The sequence below is a fragment of the Streptomyces sp. NPDC047085 genome, assembly GCF_040643735.1.
In the GTDB taxonomy this organism is placed as follows: Bacteria; Actinomycetota; Actinomycetes; order Streptomycetales; family Streptomycetaceae; genus Streptomyces.
The window spans coordinates 319,059-336,519 of sequence record NZ_JBEYUW010000001.1 but is presented as its reverse complement, the minus strand read 5'-3'; the positions used below and the strand labels follow the sequence as shown (position 1 = coordinate 336,519).

Annotated in this window: 15 protein-coding genes and 2 tRNA genes; 6 read left to right on the top strand and 11 right to left on the bottom strand. The window is 70.8% G+C overall.

Annotation, left to right across the window (positions count from 1 at the left end; genetic code table 11):
- Nucleotides 1-4 precede the first annotated feature (4 nt).
- A complete protein-coding gene (locus ABZ865_RS01300; RefSeq protein ID WP_361222217.1) occupies nucleotides 5-988 on the top strand; it encodes a hypothetical protein in 984 nt (327 codons plus the stop codon).
- Nucleotides 989-1,061: 73 nt separating this feature from the next.
- On the opposite strand, the gene clpX is transcribed toward ABZ865_RS01300, so the two are convergent.
- The 5 genes from clpX to ABZ865_RS01275 all read right to left on the bottom strand — a co-directional run bounded on the left by clpX (nucleotide 1,062) and on the right by ABZ865_RS01275 (nucleotide 5,808).
- On the bottom strand, nucleotides 1,062-2,348 hold the full coding sequence (gene clpX / locus ABZ865_RS01295; protein ID WP_361222215.1) for an ATP-dependent Clp protease ATP-binding subunit ClpX: 1,287 nt from the start codon (nucleotides 2,346-2,348) through the stop codon (nucleotides 1,062-1,064).
- A 170-nt stretch (nucleotides 2,349-2,518) separates the two neighbouring features.
- Nucleotides 2,519-3,184: an ATP-dependent Clp protease proteolytic subunit gene (locus ABZ865_RS01290; protein WP_361224291.1), complete on the bottom strand. Its 666-nt coding sequence runs from the start codon at nucleotides 3,182-3,184 to the stop codon at nucleotides 2,519-2,521.
- Between the two features lie 70 nt (nucleotides 3,185-3,254).
- Complete coding sequence (locus tag ABZ865_RS01285) at nucleotides 3,255-3,860, bottom strand: ATP-dependent Clp protease proteolytic subunit (protein ID WP_361224288.1); 606 nt, start codon at nucleotides 3,858-3,860, stop codon at nucleotides 3,255-3,257.
- A 292-nt stretch (nucleotides 3,861-4,152) separates the two neighbouring features.
- Nucleotides 4,153-5,541: a trigger factor gene (tig, locus tag ABZ865_RS01280; protein WP_361222213.1), complete on the bottom strand. Its 1,389-nt coding sequence runs from the start codon at nucleotides 5,539-5,541 to the stop codon at nucleotides 4,153-4,155.
- A 190-nt stretch (nucleotides 5,542-5,731) separates the two neighbouring features.
- Nucleotides 5,732-5,808 (bottom strand) — tRNA-Pro (locus ABZ865_RS01275).
- A 174-nt stretch (nucleotides 5,809-5,982) separates the two neighbouring features.
- Here ABZ865_RS01275 and ABZ865_RS01270 point away from each other — a divergent pair.
- A tRNA-Gly gene (locus ABZ865_RS01270) sits at nucleotides 5,983-6,053 on the top strand.
- 126 nt (nucleotides 6,054-6,179) lie between these two features.
- Here ABZ865_RS01270 and ABZ865_RS01265 read toward each other — a convergent pair.
- The gene (locus tag ABZ865_RS01265; protein WP_361222211.1) at nucleotides 6,180-6,374 is read right to left on the bottom strand and encodes a hypothetical protein; all 195 of its coding nucleotides are present in this window, start codon (nucleotides 6,372-6,374) and stop codon (nucleotides 6,180-6,182) included.
- Between the two features lie 436 nt (nucleotides 6,375-6,810).
- Between ABZ865_RS01265 and ABZ865_RS01260 the strand changes: the two genes are divergently transcribed.
- Complete coding sequence (locus ABZ865_RS01260) at nucleotides 6,811-8,022, top strand: acyltransferase family protein (RefSeq protein ID WP_361224285.1); 1,212 nt, start codon at nucleotides 6,811-6,813, stop codon at nucleotides 8,020-8,022.
- Nucleotides 8,023-8,034: 12 nt separating this feature from the next.
- Here the strand turns inward: ABZ865_RS01260 and ABZ865_RS01255 are convergent, their stop codons facing one another.
- Nucleotides 8,035-8,520 carry an HD domain-containing protein gene (locus tag ABZ865_RS01255; RefSeq protein ID WP_361222210.1) on the bottom strand — a complete coding sequence of 162 codons (486 nt, stop codon included), beginning with the start codon at nucleotides 8,518-8,520 and terminating at the stop codon, nucleotides 8,035-8,037.
- A gap of 12 nt (nucleotides 8,521-8,532) precedes the next feature.
- Nucleotides 8,533-9,711 carry a PP2C family protein-serine/threonine phosphatase gene (locus ABZ865_RS01250; protein WP_361222208.1) on the bottom strand — a complete coding sequence of 393 codons (1,179 nt, stop codon included), beginning with the start codon at nucleotides 9,709-9,711 and terminating at the stop codon, nucleotides 8,533-8,535.
- 175 nt (nucleotides 9,712-9,886) lie between these two features.
- On the opposite strand from ABZ865_RS01250, the gene ABZ865_RS01245 reads away from it, so the two are divergent.
- Nucleotides 9,887-11,128, top strand: a complete 1,242-nt coding sequence (locus tag ABZ865_RS01245) for a GNAT family N-acetyltransferase (RefSeq protein ID WP_361222207.1) — start codon at nucleotides 9,887-9,889, stop codon at nucleotides 11,126-11,128.
- 219 nt (nucleotides 11,129-11,347) lie between these two features.
- Here the strand turns inward: ABZ865_RS01245 and ABZ865_RS01240 are convergent, their stop codons facing one another.
- Nucleotides 11,348-12,034: a helix-turn-helix domain-containing protein gene (locus tag ABZ865_RS01240; RefSeq protein ID WP_361222205.1), complete on the bottom strand. Its 687-nt coding sequence runs from the start codon at nucleotides 12,032-12,034 to the stop codon at nucleotides 11,348-11,350.
- Between the two features lie 94 nt (nucleotides 12,035-12,128).
- Entirely contained in the window at nucleotides 12,129-13,064 is a 936-nt protein-coding gene (locus ABZ865_RS01235; protein ID WP_361222203.1) for an AraC family transcriptional regulator, read from the bottom strand.
- A 93-nt stretch (nucleotides 13,065-13,157) separates the two neighbouring features.
- Between ABZ865_RS01235 and ABZ865_RS01230 the strand changes: the two genes are divergently transcribed.
- Nucleotides 13,158-14,036, top strand: a complete 879-nt coding sequence (locus ABZ865_RS01230; protein ID WP_361224282.1) for an NAD(P)H-binding protein — start codon at nucleotides 13,158-13,160, stop codon at nucleotides 14,034-14,036.
- Nucleotides 14,037-14,098: 62 nt separating this feature from the next.
- Here the strand turns inward: ABZ865_RS01230 and ABZ865_RS01225 are convergent, their stop codons facing one another.
- Nucleotides 14,099-15,280 carry a YihY/virulence factor BrkB family protein gene (locus ABZ865_RS01225; RefSeq protein WP_361222201.1) on the bottom strand — a complete coding sequence of 394 codons (1,182 nt, stop codon included), beginning with the start codon at nucleotides 15,278-15,280 and terminating at the stop codon, nucleotides 14,099-14,101.
- 131 nt (nucleotides 15,281-15,411) lie between these two features.
- Between ABZ865_RS01225 and ABZ865_RS01220 the strand changes: the two genes are divergently transcribed.
- Nucleotides 15,412-17,049, top strand: coding sequence for an acyl-CoA dehydrogenase family protein (locus ABZ865_RS01220; protein ID WP_361222199.1), 1,638 nt, complete (start codon nucleotides 15,412-15,414; stop codon nucleotides 17,047-17,049).
- The last annotated feature ends 412 nt before the right edge of the window (nucleotides 17,050-17,461 follow it).

Genomic DNA, 17,461 nt, shown 5'->3' with positions numbered 1-17,461 from the left:
AGGAATGAGCAACAACCAGCCGGGCCCGTACGGCGGCGCGCCCCAGCAGCCGGGTCCGTACGGCCAGCAGGGGCAGCCGGGTCCTTACGGTCAGCCGGGACCCTACGGCCAGCAGCCGCAGGCACCCCAGCCCGGCTACGGCTACCCCCAGCAGGCTCCTCCGGCCCAGCCGCAGCAGGGCTACGGCTACCCGCAGCAGGGGGGCGTGCCGCCCCAGCAGCCCTACGGCCAGCAGCCGGGCTACGGGCAGCAGCAGCCCTACGGCCAGGCCCCCTACGGCGCCCCGCAGCCCCCGGCCCCGGCCGACGGCAAGAAGAAGACGGGCCTGATCATCGGCGCGGTCGCGGTCGTGGCGGCGATCGCGGTGGGCGCCTACTTCGTGCTCGGCGGAAGCGGGAGCGGCGACGTGGCGGACGACGGCCCGCACAAGCTGACGACTCCGGCGACGGTCCTGGGTGATTACAAGAAGGACGCCAGTGACAGCGACTCCATGACGAAGGACGACGTCAAGGACGCCGAGAAGTGGGGGGTCGAGAACCCCACGGACGTCAGCGCCTCGTACATGTCGGGCAACAAGGACAACCCGCTGTCCCAGAAGATGATCAAGTTCGGCGGGGTCTACGGCACGATCAAGGACCCCGAGAAGGTCGTCGACGCCTTCCTGGCCAAGATGAAGAGCGAGTCGGGCAAGAGCTCCGGGGACGACGACGTGAAGGTCACCATGCTCGGTGAGCCCAAGTCGTACGACAACGCCGACGGCGCCGTCCTGAAGTGCCAGGAGGCCAAGATGGAGCCCACCGACTCCTCCTCTTCCGAGCAGGGGCCGAAGGTGATGAACGTGACCTACTGCGCCTGGGGCGACCACAGCACCCTGGGCCTGGTCATGCCGATGAACCTGGCCGACATGATGGCGGAGAAGAAGTCCGACCCCGCGAACGCGGCGGAGATCACCGCGAAGTTCCGCGAGGCGGTCCGCGTCAAGGCCTGACGCCAACGCCGGCACAACGGCGAGGGGCCCCGGTCGGTCGACCGGGGCCCCTCGCTGTGTCGCTGGGCGGGTGCTACGCCGTCTTCTGCTCGCCCGTGCCCCGGCCGCGGGCGTCGCGCGGGATCAGGGTGGGGTTGACGTTGGAGTGGACGACCTCGGCCGTGATGACGACGCGGGCCACGTCCTTGCGGGAGGGGACCTCGTACATCACGGACATGAGGACTTCCTCCATGATGGCGCGCAGGCCGCGGGCGCCGGTCTGGCGGAGGATGGCCTGGTCGGCGATGGCCTCCAGGGCCTCGCGCTCGAAGTCCAGCTCCACGCCGTCGAGTTCGAAGAGGCGCTGGTACTGCTTGACGAGCGCGTTGCGGGGCTCGACGAGGATCTTGAGGAGCGCCTCGCGGTCGAGGTTGTGGACCGAGGTGATGACCGGCAGACGGCCGATGAACTCGGGGATCATGCCGAACTTGACGAGGTCCTCCGGCATGACGTCCTCGAAGACGTCCTTGGCCTCCAGCTCGCGCTTGGAGAGGATCGTCGCGCCGAAGCCGATGCCCTTCGCGCCGGCCCGGGCCTCGATGATCTTCTCCAGGCCCGAAAAGGCACCGCCCACGATGAACAGGACGTTCGTCGTGTCGATCTGGATGAACTCCTGGTGCGGGTGCTTGCGGCCGCCCTGGGGCGGGACCGAGGCCGTGGTGCCCTCGAGGATCTTGAGGAGCGCCTGCTGGACGCCCTCGCCGGAGACATCGCGGGTGATCGACGGGTTCTCGCTCTTGCGGGCGACCTTGTCGATCTCGTCGATGTAGATGATCCCGGTCTCGGCCTTCTTGACGTCGTAGTCGGCGGCCTGGATGAGCTTCAGGAGGATGTTCTCGACGTCCTCGCCGACGTATCCCGCCTCCGTGAGCGCCGTGGCGTCGGCGATGGCGAAGGGCACGTTCAGCATGCGGGCCAGGGTCTGGGCGAGCAGCGTCTTGCCGGAGCCCGTGGGGCCGAGCAGCAGGATGTTGGACTTGGCCAGCTCGATGGCGTCGTCACGGCTGCCCGCGCCGCCGTTCTCGCCGGCCTGGACGCGCTTGTAGTGGTTGTACACCGCGACCGACAGGGCCTTCTTGGCGGCCTCCTGGCCGACCACGTAGCCCTCGAGGAACTCGTAGATCTCGCGGGGCTTGGGAAGTTCCTCCCAGCGCACCTCGCTGGTCTCCGCGAGCTCTTCCTCGATGATCTCGTTGCAGAGATCGATGCACTCGTCGCAGATGTACACACCGGGCCCTGCGATGAGCTTCTTGACCTGCTTCTGGCTCTTGCCGCAGAACGAGCACTTGAGCAGATCGCCGCCGTCACCGATGCGTGCCACGGTGTGCTTCCCCTTCGCCTGGGAGACGACCGGACGCTTCCGAGTCCAGCGGCTCCTGGTGCTGCCTTATGTCCGACGGTACCTTGCCGGGCCCTGTGTTCGGGTCCCCCTTGGCAGGGTTCACTTTGACGTGAATCCTGCCAAGGGGGCCAGAGAGTGTGCTGCCCGGATCAGCGGACCGACGCGTTGTTCATCTTGCGGGTGGAGATGATCTGGTCGACGAGGCCGTACTGCAGCGCCTCCTCGGCCGTGAGGATCTTGTCGCGCTCGATGTCCTCGCGGATCTTCTCGATCGGCTGGTTCGAGTGCTTCGCCAGCATGTCCTCCAGCTGCTCACGCATCCGGGTGAACTCGTTGGCGATGATCTCCAGGTCGGAGAGCTGACCGCGGCCGGTGGAACCCGCCGGCTGGTGGATCAGCACACGCGAGTTCGGCAGGGCCATGCGCTTGCCGGGCGTACCGGCGGCGAGCAGGATCGCCGCCGCGGAGGCCGCCTGGCCCATGCAGACCGTCTGGATGTCGGGCTTCACGAACTGCATCGTGTCGTAGATCGCCGTGAGGGCGGTCATGTCGCCACCGGGGCTGTTGATGTAGATCGAGATGTCCCGGTCGGGGTCCATCGACTCCAGGCACAGCAGCTGCGCCATGACGTCGTTGGCGGAGGCGTCGTCGATCTGGACGCCCAGGAAGATCACGCGCTCCTCGAAGAGCTTCGCGTACGGGTCGTACTCGCGGATGCCCTGGGAGGTGCGCTCGACGAAGCGCGGGATGACGTAGCGGCTGTCGGGGCGGGGCCCCTCGTACATGCCGCTCGCGGCGCCGGGGAAGTTGCTCATGAGGAAGTTCACCGTCCTGGTGGCGTTCTGGGGGCTGGGTGCGTGGCGGTGCGTGGCGTGGCCGGGCCGGTCAGGCACCGGTGCCGCCGCCTCCCGGAACACCCGAGGCGTGCGTGATGATCTCGTCAATGAGACCGTACTCCACGGCCTCTTCCGGGGTGAACCAGCGGTCGCGGTCCCCGTCGCGGATGATCTGCTCGACCGTCTGGCCGGAGTGGAGCGCGGTCAGCTCGGCCATGCGCTTCTTGGTGCGCAGCAGGTACTCGGCCTGGATCTTGATGTCCGAGACCGTGCCGCCCAGGCCCGCGGAGCCCTGGTGCATCATGATGTCCGCGTGCGGCAGCGCGAAGCGCTTGCCCGCGGCGCCGCCGGTGAGCAGGAACTGGCCCATCGAGGCCGCCATGCCCATGGCGATCGTGACCACGTCGTTCGGGATGTACTGCATGGTGTCGTAGATCGCCATGCCGGCCGTCACCGAGCCGCCGGGGCTGTTGATGTAGAGGTAGACGTCCTTTGTCGGGTCCGCGGCGAGGAGCAGCAGCTGTGCGGTGATCTTGTTGGCGATGTCGTCGTCAACCTGCTGGCCGAGGAAGATGATCCGCTCGTTGAGCAGCCGGTTGTAGACCTGGTCGCCGAGGCCACCACCGATGGAAGGCTCGCCGGCGGCGGAGGGCATCAGATTCGTCACGTATCCACCTGCTCGTCTTACGACGGCGCCGGGCCGTCTCACGTCGTCCTGCCGGAGGCTTGGCTGGGGGTTTCAGGAGACTCCCCTGCCCCCGTACTCATGGACCCTAACGCTCTGGTCCCCTCGGGGAATCCCGGAGATGAGGGTGTTCGCCGGGGGCGTAGCGGCAGGCTCCGTCGGGGGGACGGGATTCGGCCGGTGGGGGCCGGTACGACGAGCGGGCCCCGGGGAGAGTCCCCAGGGCCCGCTGTACGTGCCTCAATGGCGCCGCAGGGCCGGCTCAGCCCTCGGTCTGCTCCTCGGCGTCCTCGGAGCCCTCAGCGGCCTCGACCGTCTCGACGGCGGCCTCGATCTCGTCCTCGTCGTCCAGGTCGACGACCTCGCCGTTGGTGTCCTTCACCGTGGCGGCCTCGACCACGAGGGCCAGGGCCTTGCCGCGGGCGACCTCGCCGACGAGCAGCGGCACCTGGCCGCCCTCGACGACGGCCTGGGCGAACTGGTCGGGGGACATGCCGGAGGAGGCCGCACGCCGCATGAGGTGCTCGGTGAGCTCCTCCTGGTTGACGTTGAGGTTCTCCTTCTTGACCAGCTCGTCGAGGACGAACTGGGTCTTGATGCCCTTGACCGCGGCCTCGCGGGTCTCGGTGTCGAACTCCTCGGCGGTCTTGCCCTGGATCTCCAGGTACTTGTCGAGGGTGAGACCCATCTGGCCGAGCTGGTGGTGCTCCAGGTTGTGCTTGCGGGTGTTGATCTCGTCCTCGAGCAGCTTCTCGGGGACCGGGACCTCGACCAGCTCGAGGAGCTTCTCCAGGACGCGCTCCTGGGCCTGGGTGGCCTGGTCGTACTGCTTCATGTTGGCCAGGCGCTTGCGGCTGTCGGCCTTGAGCTCGTCGAGGGTGTCGAACTCCGAGGCGAGCTGTGCGAACTCGTCGTCCAGCTCGGGCAGTTCACGCTTGGCGACCTGGGTGACCTTGACGGAGACCTCGGCCTCCCGGCCCGCGGCGGAGCCGCCCTTCAGCTCGGAGGTGAAGGTGGCCTCGCCACCGGCCTCCAGGCCCTTCACGGCGTCGTCGATGCCGTCCAGCAGCTCGCCGGAGCCGATGGTGTACGAGACACCCTTGGCGATGCCGTCCTCCAGGACCTCGCCGTCGACCTTGGCCTCCAGGTCCACGGTGACGACGTCGCCGTCCTCGGCGGCGCGCTCGACCGGGGAGGTCGACGCGAAGCGCTCGCGGAGCTGCTCGACCGACTTCTCGACGTCCTCGTCGGTGACCTCGACGGCGTCGACCTCGACCTCGATGCCGGAGTAGTCCGGGATCTCCAGGGCCGGGCGGATGTCGACCTCGGCGGTGAAGTTCAGCGTCTCGCCGTCCTTCAGCTCGGTGATGTCGACCTCGGGCTGGCCCAGCGGGCTGAGCTCGGCCTCGTTGACCGCCTCGGTGTAGAACTTCGGAAGCGCGTCGTTGACGGCCTCCTCCAGCACGGCGCCACGACCGAACCGCTGGTCGATGACGCGGGCCGGGATCTTGCCCTTGCGGAAGCCCTTCACCGTGACCTGCTGGTTGATCTTCTTGTACGCCGCGTCGAGGCTGTCCTTGAGCTCCTCGAAGGGCACCTCGACAGTGAGCCGAACCCGGGTCGGGTTCAGGGTCTCCACGGCGCTCTTCACGGTTCGGTCTCCTTGTGGCTGACTTCTTGGATTCTGCCGGAGCCAGACAGGTCCGGCGGATTCGCCGCCCGGAGGAGTACGTAGGCCAGGAGGGCCGGGGCACACGGGCGCGCAGCTTGCATAGTAACCGCAGCCGGTCAGCGCCCCAAAAGGCGATCATCACAACGCGTGAGGCGAACGCGTGAGGCGGTGGTCGGGGTGGCGGGATTTGAACCCACGGCCTTCCGCTCCCAAAGCGGACGCGCTACCAAGCTGCGCCACACCCCGTCTGGTGCGAGACGTAGGGTACATGCCCTGGCCGGATACGTCGGCCGTAATACCCGCGGCCGCCCCACCTGCGGCGGCGCGCGGCATCGGCGCGGCACAACACGTTGGCCTCCGCGGCGGCGGACCCGCTACGATGCCTGCAGTGCCGCGGTCACCGACCTGCGGCGCAGCGCTGCGGGCGTAGCTCAATGGTAGAGCCCTAGTCTTCCAAACTAGCTACGCGGGTTCGATTCCCGTCGCCCGCTCTGTACGGCTCAGGGCCAGGTGGAGATCTTTTCTCTACCTGGCCCTGATCGTTTTCCCGGTCGGAACCCGGTCGCCGGAGCCGGTCAGAATCCGATCATCAGAACCCGATCACCGGAGCCTGATCGTCAGAACCTGATCGAGTTGATCGTCTCCGCTATCGAGTTCAGGAAGCGGTTGATCGACGGCGCCATGCCGGTCGAGGCGAGGAAGAAGCCGAAGAGGACCGCGACGATGGCGGGGCCGGGCTTGATGCTCCCCCCTCGGATCAGCACCACCAGGATGATCGCCAACAGCAGCACCACAGACAGTGAAATGGCCACAACTGATCACACCCTCGGTCGGTCCGCTCTCCCGGCCCGGAGGTGCGGCCCGCACCCCCGCCAGAACCATCGTGCCACCAACCCGGCCCCCGTATGCGGCTCGTGACGCATCGTCGGACGCGGCGCCGGCCCGGACGATGCGCCGCGCAGTAATTCGAGGGACTTCCGCGCACGACTCCGCGAGGAATTACGCAGGTTCGTTTCCGCATCCACACATCTCGCCCGCAGCGAATTCGAATTGATGACGCCGAGGCGACATATGCCCTAATTAGTAGGGATGAATCGGGACATCACGGTGTGAACGGATGGCCGGGACATGTCCACGATCATGTAAGTCGGGGCAGGCACCCGGGTAAATCGGGGGCACCGAAGGCGATAAGCAGGAATGACGGCAGGGGTTTTACGAAATCCCACAGTCGACGCTAGGGTGCCAGAGATGTTTGCCGCCGCCTCGTCCCCCGGCCAGAGCCGCAACCCGCTCCCCCCGGCATCGCCGCCGGCCGAGGGAGGGTCCGGTCCCCCTGCCCCGTCGCACCCGCCGGAACGGCGGTCGACGGCGAACAGAACGGACAAACGGCCCGATCAGGGCGGCCAGCGCGATCCCTTCTTCGACAACGCCAAGTACCTGGCGATCGTGCTGGTCGCGATGGGCCACACCTGGTCGGCGATCATGAGCGACAGCCGCGTCGTGGAGAGCGTGTACCGGGTCGTGTACACCTTCCACATGCCGGCGTTCATCCTCGTCTCCGGCTTCTTCTCGCGCAGCTTCGACATGCGCCCGGACCGGCTGAAGCGGCTGCTCACCGGCGTCGTCGTGCCGTACCTCGTCTTCGAGGTCGCGTACTCGCTCTTCAGGAACGCCGTGGGCGGCTCCGACGAGGACATCACCCTGCTCGATCCCTGGTACCTGACCTGGTTCCTGGCGGCCCTCTTCGTCTGGCGGCTCACGGCACCCGTCTGGAAGGTCGTGCGCTGGCCGGTGCCGCTGGCCGTCGCCATCGCGATGCTGGCGACCGTCACCCCGGGCATAGGCAAGGACCTCGACTTCCAGCGCGTTCTGCAGTTCCTGCCGTACTTCGTGCTCGGCCTGTGCATGAAGCCCGAGCACTTCCGGCTGGTGCGCCGGCGCGCGGCGCGGATCGCCGCGGTTCCGGTCTTCGCCTTCGCCCTCGCGTTCGCCTGGTGGTCGGTGCCGCGCATGAACGGCGGCTGGTTCTACCGTCAGAACTCCGCGCAGGAGCTGGGCGCCCCGTGGTGGTGCGGCCCGGTGATGGTGCTCGCGATGATGGGCTGCACGCTGCTGCTGACGGCCTGCTTCTTCGCCTGGGTGCCGGGCCGCAGGACGTGGTTCACGGCCCTCGGCGCCGGCACCCTGTACGGCTATCTGCTGCACGGCTTCTTCGTGAAGCTCGCCGGCTACCGGGGCTGGTTCGACCTGCCCGCCGTGCACCGCCCGCTCGGCGAGATCGCGGTGACGGTCGTCGCCGCCGTCGCGGTGACCGCGCTGTGCACCCGGCCCGTGCAGCGGGTCTTCCGGTTCGCGATGGAGCCGAAGATGGAGTGGGCGTTCAAGCAGGACGCCGCCGAACTGGCCCGGGAACGGCAGAAGAAGGAGAGCGAGCGGGAACGCGAGAAGGTCAGCGCCTAGCCCTCTCTCCCGTCACCCCTCCGCCAGTTCCCCCGGCTCCCCCTGCGGGTGCTCCAGACCGAGAAGTGCGCGCATCCGTGCGTACTTCTCGGTCAGTCGTTTCCGGGTCGGCTCGTCGAGGACCGCCAGCCGCGCCGGATCGGCGTTGTGCGCGAGGTCGGCCCGCTTCACCAGCAGCGCGCCCGGGGTGGCGAGGATCCGGCGCGCGTACGCCTCCGGCGCCTCCCCGGCCCGCTTGGTGACGGCGCGCACGATCGCCTTGGTGCGCTCGCTCAGGGCGGCCGCCTCCAGCCACCGCTCGCTCAGCGCGTCGTCCTCGACCGCGTCGTGCAGCCAGGCCGCCGCGATCTGCTCCGCGTCCCCGCCGCGGGCGCGCACACCGTGCGCCACGGCCGCGAGGTGTTCGGCGTACGGCCGTCCGGCCTTGTCGGTCTGCCCGGCGTGGGCGGCGCGCGCGAGGTCCTCGACCTCGTCCAGGGTGAGGTGCGTTTCGGTCACCCCCGCAGTGTCTCAGCGGGCGGCGGTGACCGCCGATGCCTCGCGGCAGATCAGCAGGAGCGCGCGGTCGTCGTTGACGTCCTTCGCGACCGCCTCGATGAGGTGCCAGGCGGCGCCGTGGAAGCCGCCGGCGACATAGCGGTCGGCCTCGCCGGTGAGCCGGTCGATGCCCTCGACGATGTCGCGGTCGGAGGTTTCCACCAGACCGTCTGTGAACAGCATCAACACGTCACCGGGCCGCAGCGAGCCCTTCACGGGGTCGAACTGGGCACCGTCGTACACACCGAGCAGCGGGCCCTCGGCGGCTTTCTCCTCCCAGCGGCCGCTGCCCGCGCTCAGCTGCAGCCCCGGCGGATGGCCCGCGGAGTACAGCTCGTAGTCCCCGGAGTCCAGGTCCAGCACCAGGTGGATGGAGGTGGCGAAGCCTTCGTCCCAGTCCTGGCGGAGCAGATAGCCGTTGGCGGCCGGGAGGAAGGCGTGCGGGGGCAGGGAGCCCAGCAGGCCCCCGAACGCCCCCGACAGCAGCAGCGCCCGGGAGCCCGCGTCCATGCCCTTGCCGGACACGTCCGTGAGCACGACCTCCAGGGTGCGGCCGCCGTTCGTCCGGGACGCCACGACGAAGTCGCCCGAGAAGGACTGGCCGCCCGCCGGGCGCAGCGCCATCTCGTGGTGCCAGCCCTGCGGCAGCTTCGGCAGCGTGCTCTGCACCCGGATCCGCTCGCGCAGGTCGAACAGCATGGTGCCGCCGCGCCGCCAGGGCACGCCGACCCGGCTGCGGAACTGCGCGGTCAGCAGCCCGAAGAAGCCGCACGCGGCGACCACCAGGACCACGCCCGGGGTCACCCGCGAGGGCCCCTCCGTGTACGGGCCGAGCCGCACCGACTCCACGATCAGCGCGGTGGCCGCGGCCGCGTACAGGCCGAGCAGGCTCGCCGGGCGCAGCAGCAGGCCGCCCGCGACGATCGGCAGGACCAGGGTGGCCGGGGAGCACCACACCGAGTTGGCGAGGGTGATGGCCGCGAGGACGGGGACGGTGAGCAGCAGACCGGCGAGCGCGATCCAGTCGGAGCCGTCGCCGCGGAAGTAGTCGACGGCGCTTCTGCGCAGGCCGACGCGGGCCCGGTGCCACTGCATCTTCCACCGGGCCGTGAACGTCTCGGCCTTCGCGCGCCGCTCTCGTCCTGCTGCCATTAGTTCGGGACCCTATCGATCGGACCAGCCGCTTGGCACGGGAGGTCCCACTTGTCCCCCGTGAGAGCCTCAACTTCGCGGTTCAACTTCACAGTGAACGGCACGGACGGCCATCGCGCCGCCGCCCGGGAGAAATTCGCTGGCTCGTCCCGCAATGCCCTGATAGTCATGGCTCATGGGGACTGACCGTGCGACCGAGTTGAGGGTGCTGCGCCCGCAGGAGTTCGACGAGTACTGGGACGGCCTGGTGCGCGCCTTCGGCGGCGGCTCGGCGCCCGCCGAGGAGCGGGAACTGGACCGCTCCGTCACGGAGTTCGAGCGTTCCATGGCCGTCTGGGACGGGGACGCGCTCGTCGGTACGTCGGGGGCGTTCAGCTTCCGCATGACCGTGCCGGGCGGGTCCCAGGTGCCCGCCGCCGGCGTCACCATGGTGAGCGTGGCCGCCACGCACCGGCGGCGCGGGGTGCTGACCTCGATGATGCGGCGCCAGCTGGACGACGTGCACGCCCTGGGCGAGCCGCTGGCGGTGCTGACCGCCTCCGAGCCGGCGATCTACGGCCGCTTCGGGTACGGCGCCGGGACCTTCCAGCTGAACGCCGAGATCGACACCGCCCGCACGTCCCTGACCCTGCCCGCCGGCGCCGACGGGGTGCGGCTGCGGTACGCGAAGCCGGCCGACGTGCTCGACGCCTGCGAGGCGGTGTACGCGGCCCTGGTGCCGCTGCGGCCCGGGATGCTGGCCCGGCAGCCCGGCTGGGAGCGGATGGCCCTGTTCGACCCGGAGAGCGAGCGGGACGGGGCGTCGGCGCTGCAGTGCGTGGTCGCCGAGCGGGACGGGGAGATCACCGGGTACGCGCGGTTCCGCACCAAGATGGGCTGGGGCCCGAGCGGGCACGACGGCACGGTGACGCTGGAGGACCTGGCCGCGCTGGACCCCGCGACCGACGCCGCGCTGTGGCGGTTCCTGTTCGACATCGACCTCATGACGACCCTCAAGCTGCGGGCGCGTCCGGTCGACGACGCCTGGCAGTACCTGGTCTCCGACATCCGGCGCTGCCTGCCGCGACTGAGGGACGGCCTGTACGTGCGTCTCGTGGACGTCGGTTCGGCACTGGCGGCCCGGACCTACCAGGCGCCGGTGGACGTCGTGTTCGAGGTGGAGGACGCCTTCTGCCCCTGGAACGCGGGGCGGTGGCGGCTGACGGGGGACGCCAAGGGGGCGTCCTGCGAGCGGACCTCTGACGCGGCCGATCTCGCCCTGTCCGTACGAGAGTTGGGGGCGGCCTACCTCGGTGGCGTGTCCCTGCTGTCGCTGGCGCGGGCCGGGCGGGTACGGGAGCTGCGGTCCGGGGCGCTGCCGGAGGCGTCGGTGGCGTTCGGCTCGGCCGTGGTGCCGTGGCTGCCGCACGGGTTCTAGGGCCTGTCCGGCGGATCAGGTCGCAGGAAAGCAACGGCGCCTCATAAGCGCTGGTGAGCGGGGCCTGGTGCGTGCAGCTGCAAGGCGGAGGAGGGAGTCGACGCGTGGGGGTCCCCCCGCGCGAGCCCCATTCGAGCGTGGGGGAGTCGGCGACCGACGACAACGCCGCAGATGTGCGTGCCAGACCCCGCGTCTGCGACAGGATCCGCCGGACAGGCCCTACCGTCCGAGTAGCTCGCCGAGGGTCGTCCCCGCCAACTCCCGTACGTCACGGGCGAGGTGCGGCTGGTCCGCGTATCCGGCGCGGGCCGCCGTCTCGGCGTAGGGCACTCCGGCGCGAGCGAGGGACAGCGCGCGTTGCAGGCGCAGGATGCGGGTCAGGGTCTTGGGCCCGTAGCCGAAGGCGGTGAGGCTGCGGCGGTGCAACTGGCGGGCACCGATGCCCAGTTCGTCGGCCGTCGCCGCGACCGAGCGGCCCGCGTCCAGGCTCTCCACCAGGCGGTGCAGCAGCGGGTCGGGGGCCGACGCCGGCTGTGCGGCCCGGTCGAGGGCGATGTCCTCCAGGCCCGTCGCCGGGTCGGGTGCCGCTTCGACGCGGCCGAGCAGCCGTCGTACCCGGTCGGCGGGCCACAGGTCGGCCAAGTCGACGCGGCTGTCGCGCAGTTCGTGGGCGGGCACGCCGAGCAGGGCGGGCGCGGTGCCGGGGTGGAAGCGGACGCCCGCCCAGGAGCGGGGCGGGCCCTCGGGAACGTAGGCGCGGGTGTCGGGGCCGGCGACGAGCAGACTGCCCTCGCTGTACAGCAGGTCCATGCAGCCGTCGGGCAGCACCGGCCGGGCTTCGGGCCCGTCGGGGGTGTTCGTCCACACGACCGCGCCGGTCAGCCGGGACGCCCGCTCGGTGTACACGTACGCCAGGGTACGTCGGCGTCGGTGGGCGGATGCGTGGGTGCGCCGGAGCCCCGTGGCACGCGGCGCTGGGCGGTAGGCGCTGGGCATTGCGTCAGGCGCTTCGGGCGCGGTGTTCCTGGGGGCTGACGCCGTAGACCCGCTTGAAGGCGTTGGAGAGGGCGAACGCGCTGCCGTAGCCGACCTGGCGGGCGAGGGCGTCGAGGGTGGCGTCCGTGTCGCGCAGACGGTCGGCGGCCAGGGCGAGGCGCCAGCCGGTGAGGTAGGTCATCGGCGGCTCGCCGACGAGGTCGGTGAAGCGGCGGGCGAGGGCGGCGCGGGAGACGCCGGTCTTGGCGGCGAGGGAGGTCACGGTCCACGGGTGCGCCGGGTCGTCCTGCAGCAGGCGCAGGGCGCGGCCGACGACCGGGTCGGCCATGGCCCGGTACCAGGCGGGTGCCTCGGCCTCGGGCCGGGAGAACCAGGCGCGCAGCGCGGAGATGACGAGCAGGTCCAGCAGCCGGTCGAGGACGACCTCCTGGCCGGGCTCGTCGCGGACGATCTCCTCCATGAGCAGGGGGGTGAGCGGACACGGCCACAGATCGGCGGTGAGGGTGAGCAGCGGGGGCAGCGCGGCCAGCAGCCGGCCGCCGATCTCGCCCCGCATCGGGTAGGTGCCGATCAGCATGACCGTGGAGCCGTCGAGGCGGTCGCCCCACGTGCGCACGCCGAGGTCCATCGAGCCCTGCAGGGAACTGCCGTCGGGGTAACGGCACTCGCCGCCCGGGAGGATCAGTGCCTGGGGAGCGGTGTCGGGGGCGTCGGCGCAGGTGTACGGGTCCGGGCCGCGGGCGATGGCGAGGTCGCCGGCCGCCAGGTGGACGGGGTCGCCGCCGTCCGGCAGCACCCAGGACTCGCCGCGGGCCTGGAGCATCACCGTCAGCGGGGCGTGGTCCTCCACCCGCACGGCCCAGGGCGGGTCGAAGCACGCCCGGATCATGAAGGCGCCCCGGGCTCGGGGGCCTTCCAGGAGGCCTGCGAGTGGGTCCATGGGGTCAGCGTAGACGGGCGCGTATGGGAATGAGCCGTTCAGCGATGGGACCGTGCGCGGAGCGGCAGTTGACTGGCCGGCATGACGGAGAACATGGAGAACACGGACTGCACGGCGTGCACGAACAGCTCGCGCCACGGCGCCGACGGGACGACGACCGTGGTGGTGACCGGTGCGTCCGGTCGTACGGGGAGCCGGGTGGCGCGGGCCGCGCGGGCGGCGGGGCTGGAGGTCCGGGAGGCGTCCCGGGCGCGGGGCTTCGACTGGCGGGACCCCTCGACGTGGGCGCGGGTGCTGCGCGGTGCGGACGCGGCGTATGTCGTGTACCCCTCCGACGTGGGTGCGCCGGACGCGGCGCCGGCGGTGGGACGGTTCGCCCGGGAGGCGGTCGGGCTCGGGGTACGGCGGGTGGTGCTGCTGTCCGCGCGGGGCGAGGAGCAGGCGCGGGCGACGGAGGAGGCGCTGCGGGAGTCCGGTGCGGACTGGACCGTCGTACGGGCCGCGTGGTTCGCGCAGAACTTCAGCGAGGGTCCGCTCGTGGCGGAGCTGCGGGAGAGCGGGGAGCTGGTCTTCCCGGCCGGGGAGGTGCGCGAGCCGTTCGTCGACGTGCGGGACATCGCGGACGTGGTGGTGGCGGCGCTGACGGCGGACGACGGCCGGTACGCCGGCCGGACCCTGGAGGTGTCCGGGCCTCGGCTGCTGACCTTCGGCGAGGCGGTCGCGGAGATCTCGGCGGCGGCCGGGCGGGAGCTGGCGTACCGGGCGGTGCCGGCCCGCGCGTACGGGGAGCGGCTGGCCGGCATCGGGGTGCCGCCCGAGGAGTCGGCGTTCCTGGTCGGCCTCTTCGAGTCCCTCCTCGACGGCCGGAACGCGCACCTGTCGGAGGGGGTGCGCGAGGTCCTGGGGAGGGCCCCGAGGGACTTCACCGCGTTCGCGAAGGAGGCTGCGGCGGCGGGTGCGTGGAAGCGGTGAGAGAGGCGCGCGGGGCGTGGGGGCACACCGTGAACGAGGGGTGAGGCCTCTGCCCCTGTCCGTCACTTGTCCGGACCGGTCGTCTCCGTGCCCTTCTTGTGGGCCGGGCCCTTGCTGCCGTTGTGGCTGTGGTGGTGGGGGTTCTTCGCGTGCGTCCTGAGGCGGGCGGTGACGTCCTCCGGGGGGAGGAAGCGGGACCAGCGCTCCGGGAATTCGGAGGGCATGTCGGGGTCGTCGGGGTCGGACTCGCGGGCGGCGGCGACCCGGGCGACGTATTCGACGACCTCCGCCTGGCGGAGCCGCTCGTTGGCCGCGCGGGCGGCGGCCGTGGCGGCGGCCGGCCAGACGCGGTCGATGGCGGCGTTGACCGCCGCCCCGACGAGCACGGCGAACGCGGCCACGCCGATCCAGAGGAGCACGGCGACGGCGGCGGCGAGGGAGCCGTAGATGGTGGCGCCCTCGATGGTGTTGGTGAGGTAGATGCGCAGCAGGAAGCTGCCGAGGACCCACATGGCGAGGGCGACCAGGGCGCCGGGCACGTCCTCGATCCAGGGGGATCGGACGGGCACGGAGACGTGGTAGAGGGTGGTCAGGAAGACGATGGACAGGACCATGACGACCGGCCAGTACAGGACCTGGACGACCGTCTCCGACCAGGGCACGACCCGGACCACCGCGTCCGGACCGGCCACCATCAGCGGCAGCGCGACCGAGCCGATCAGCAGGGCCACGATGAACAGCAGGAAGGACATCATCCGGGTCTTGACGATGCCGCGGACGCCGTCGAGGCCGTACATGACGGTGATGGTGTCGATGAAGACGTTCACCGCGCGGGAGCCCGACCACAGGGCGAACAGGAAGCCGATGGAGATGACGTCGGGCCGGCCGCCGCGCATCACGTCGTGCAGGATCGGCTCGGCGATCTCCTTGACGCCCTTGTCCGACAGGACCGTGCGGGCGGCGTCGAGGATGTTGGTCTGCAGGCTCTGGATGGTGTCGGCGCCGGTCCAGGCGTCGACGTAGGCGAGGAGGCCGATGAGGCTCAGCAGCAGGGGCGGCACGGACAGCAGCGTGAAGAACGCGGCCTCGGCCGCCAGGCCCAGGATGCGGTACTCCATGCAGGAGTTGACGGTGTCCTTGAGCAGCAGCCAGGCGGTCCTGCGCTTGGAGACGTTCCGGTAGAGGGCTCTGGCGCGGTGGAGTCGGCCGGCCTGCCGTTCGGGGGATTCACTTGCTGGCTGCACGACCTAACGGTATCCGCCGTACGGGACCGCCCTCACCTTCCGGGGCGGGGTGACCGGCTTCGACGCGCTGGCGGGCCCTGGTGTGCCACTCTGGGGCCATCATGGCCGCCGTCCCGGGTAGGTTCGCAACCATGGCAGGCATCTCCACCCATACCGTGACGAACCAGCCGCCCCCGCTGGTCGGGTACGACGTCTTCACCGCCGACCGCGCTCTCGTCGAGGCCGTGGAGCGGTACACCGGGCCCGGGCCACGGGACGAGGTGCTGGCCGAGCTGTCCGCGCTGGGCCGGGCCGCGGGCTCGGCGCAGGTGCAGGAGTGGGGGATACAGGCGAACGAGCATCCACCGCGGCTGCGGACGTACGACCGGTACGGCCACCGGATCGACGAGGTGGAGTTCCACCCGGCCTGGCACCGGCTGCTCGGCAAGGGGGTCGGGGCGGGGCTGACCGGCGCCTGGACCCGGCCGGCCGGGCATGTGCGCAGGGCGGCCGGGTTCCTGGTGTGGACCCAGGTGGAGGCGGGCAACTGCTGCCCGCTGTCGATGACCCACGCGGCGGTGCCCGCGCTGCGGACCGACCCGGAGCTGGCCGCCGAGTGGGAGCCACGGCTGACGTCCACGGTCTACGAGCGTGAGCTGCGGCCGGCCGGACAGAAACCCGGCGCCGTCTTCGGCATGGGCATGACGGAGAAGCAGGGCGGCAGCGACGTACGGGCGAACACCACCGAGGCCCGGTCGCTCGCCGAGGAGGGGACGTACACCCTCAGAGGGCACAAGTGGTTCTGCTCGGCGCCGATGTCGGACGGCTTCCTCGTGCTGGCCCAGGCCCCCGCGGGGCTCACTTGCTTCCTCGTCCCGCGCGTCCTCGCGGACGGCACCCGCAACGTCTTCCTCATCCAGCGCCTCAAGGACAAGCTGGGCAACCGGTCCAACGCCTCCGCCGAGGTCGAGTTCGACGGCACCTGGGCCCGCCGGGTCGGCGAGGAGGGGCGGGGGGTGCGCACCATCATCGAGATGGTCGCCGCGACCCGACTGGACTGCGCGCTCGGCTCGGCCGGCCTGATGCGGCAGGCGGTGGCGCAGGCGATCCACCACTGCGCCCACCGGGAGGCGTTCGGCGGCCCGCTGATCGACAAGCCGCTGATGCGCAACGTGCTGGCCGACCTCGCCCTGGAGTCCGAGGCCGCGACCGCGCTCGCCCTCCGCCTCGCGGCCGCCTACGACGACGACTCCGAGCCGGAACGCGCCTTCCTGCGGCTCGCGGTGCCGGCCGCGAAGTACTGGATCACCAAGCGGTGCGCGCCGGTCGCGGTCGAGGCCTCCGAATGCCTGGGCGGCAATGGGTACGTCGAGGAATCCGGCATGCCCCGGCTCGTCCGCGAGTCACCCCTGAACTCCATCTGGGAGGGCGCCGGCAACGTGCAGGCGCTGGACGTCCTGCGCGCACTGCAGCGCGAACCCGCCGCACTCGACGCCTGCCTCACCGAGATCGGCCGGGCACACGGCGCCGATCACCGTCTCGACCGAGCCGTGAAGGACCTGTTCACCGAACTCGCCGACCTGGACGGCATCGAAGCCCGCGCCCGCCGCCTCGTCGAACGCCTCGCCCTGGTCCTCCAGGGCTCCCTCCTGGTCCGCCACGCCCCACCAGAGGTCGCCGACGCCTTCTGCGCCTCACGCCTGGGCGCAGACCGCGGCGCCAGCTTCGGCACCCTCCCGACAGGCCTGGACCTGGCGTCCGTGGTGGAACGAGCTCGCCCTGTGCATTGAAACGCCGGGAACTGTGCCTACCTAGGGGCGCGGGGCTCTGCTGATATGCGGCTCCGCCGCGTGGGCGCGACCAGCCACGACGAACCCGCAGCCGCCGACGCACCCCAGACCGGCACCCCCTGCCGCACCCGGCCAAACCGCCGGACGGCCGTCGGCAGGGGTGGTGCTGCGCCGACACGGCACCACCCCTGCCTCATGGGCCAGTTGAAGGCCACAAAACGCCGCCCGAGGGCGGCGCCGTGGTCAAGTCTCAGCCACCCTCACACCGTTCACCAGGGTTGCAGGGGGTTGCAACATATTGGTGACTGTGCGCGGACTGTGTGCCTCCGGCATGCGCCAAACGGCAGTATGTGGGGAGCAGTCGGACCGGAATCCGCCGCCCGGACGGCTTGACATGTGTGTTCGACACCCT

Coding starts and splice junctions, on each gene's coding strand:
- ABZ865_RS01250 (WP_361222208.1), bottom strand. CDS start 9,711: ATGGCAGCAGGACGAGAGCGGCGCGCGAAGGCCGAGACGTTCACGGCC.
- ABZ865_RS01300 (WP_361222217.1), top strand. CDS start 5: ATGAGCAACAACCAGCCGGGCCCGTACGGCGGCGCGCCCCAGCAGCCG.
- ABZ865_RS01285 (WP_361224288.1), bottom strand. CDS start 3,860: ATGCCCTCCGCCGCCGGCGAGCCTTCCATCGGTGGTGGCCTCGGCGAC.
- ABZ865_RS01260 (WP_361224285.1), top strand. CDS start 6,811: ATGTTTGCCGCCGCCTCGTCCCCCGGCCAGAGCCGCAACCCGCTCCCC.
- ABZ865_RS01245 (WP_361222207.1), top strand. CDS start 9,887: ATGGGGACTGACCGTGCGACCGAGTTGAGGGTGCTGCGCCCGCAGGAG.
- ABZ865_RS01230 (WP_361224282.1), top strand. CDS start 13,158: ATGGAGAACACGGACTGCACGGCGTGCACGAACAGCTCGCGCCACGGC.
- ABZ865_RS01220 (WP_361222199.1), top strand. CDS start 15,412: ATGGCAGGCATCTCCACCCATACCGTGACGAACCAGCCGCCCCCGCTG.
- ABZ865_RS01235 (WP_361222203.1), bottom strand. CDS start 13,064: ATGGACCCACTCGCAGGCCTCCTGGAAGGCCCCCGAGCCCGGGGCGCC.
- ABZ865_RS01290 (WP_361224291.1), bottom strand. CDS start 3,184: ATGAGCAACTTCCCCGGCGCCGCGAGCGGCATGTACGAGGGGCCCCGC.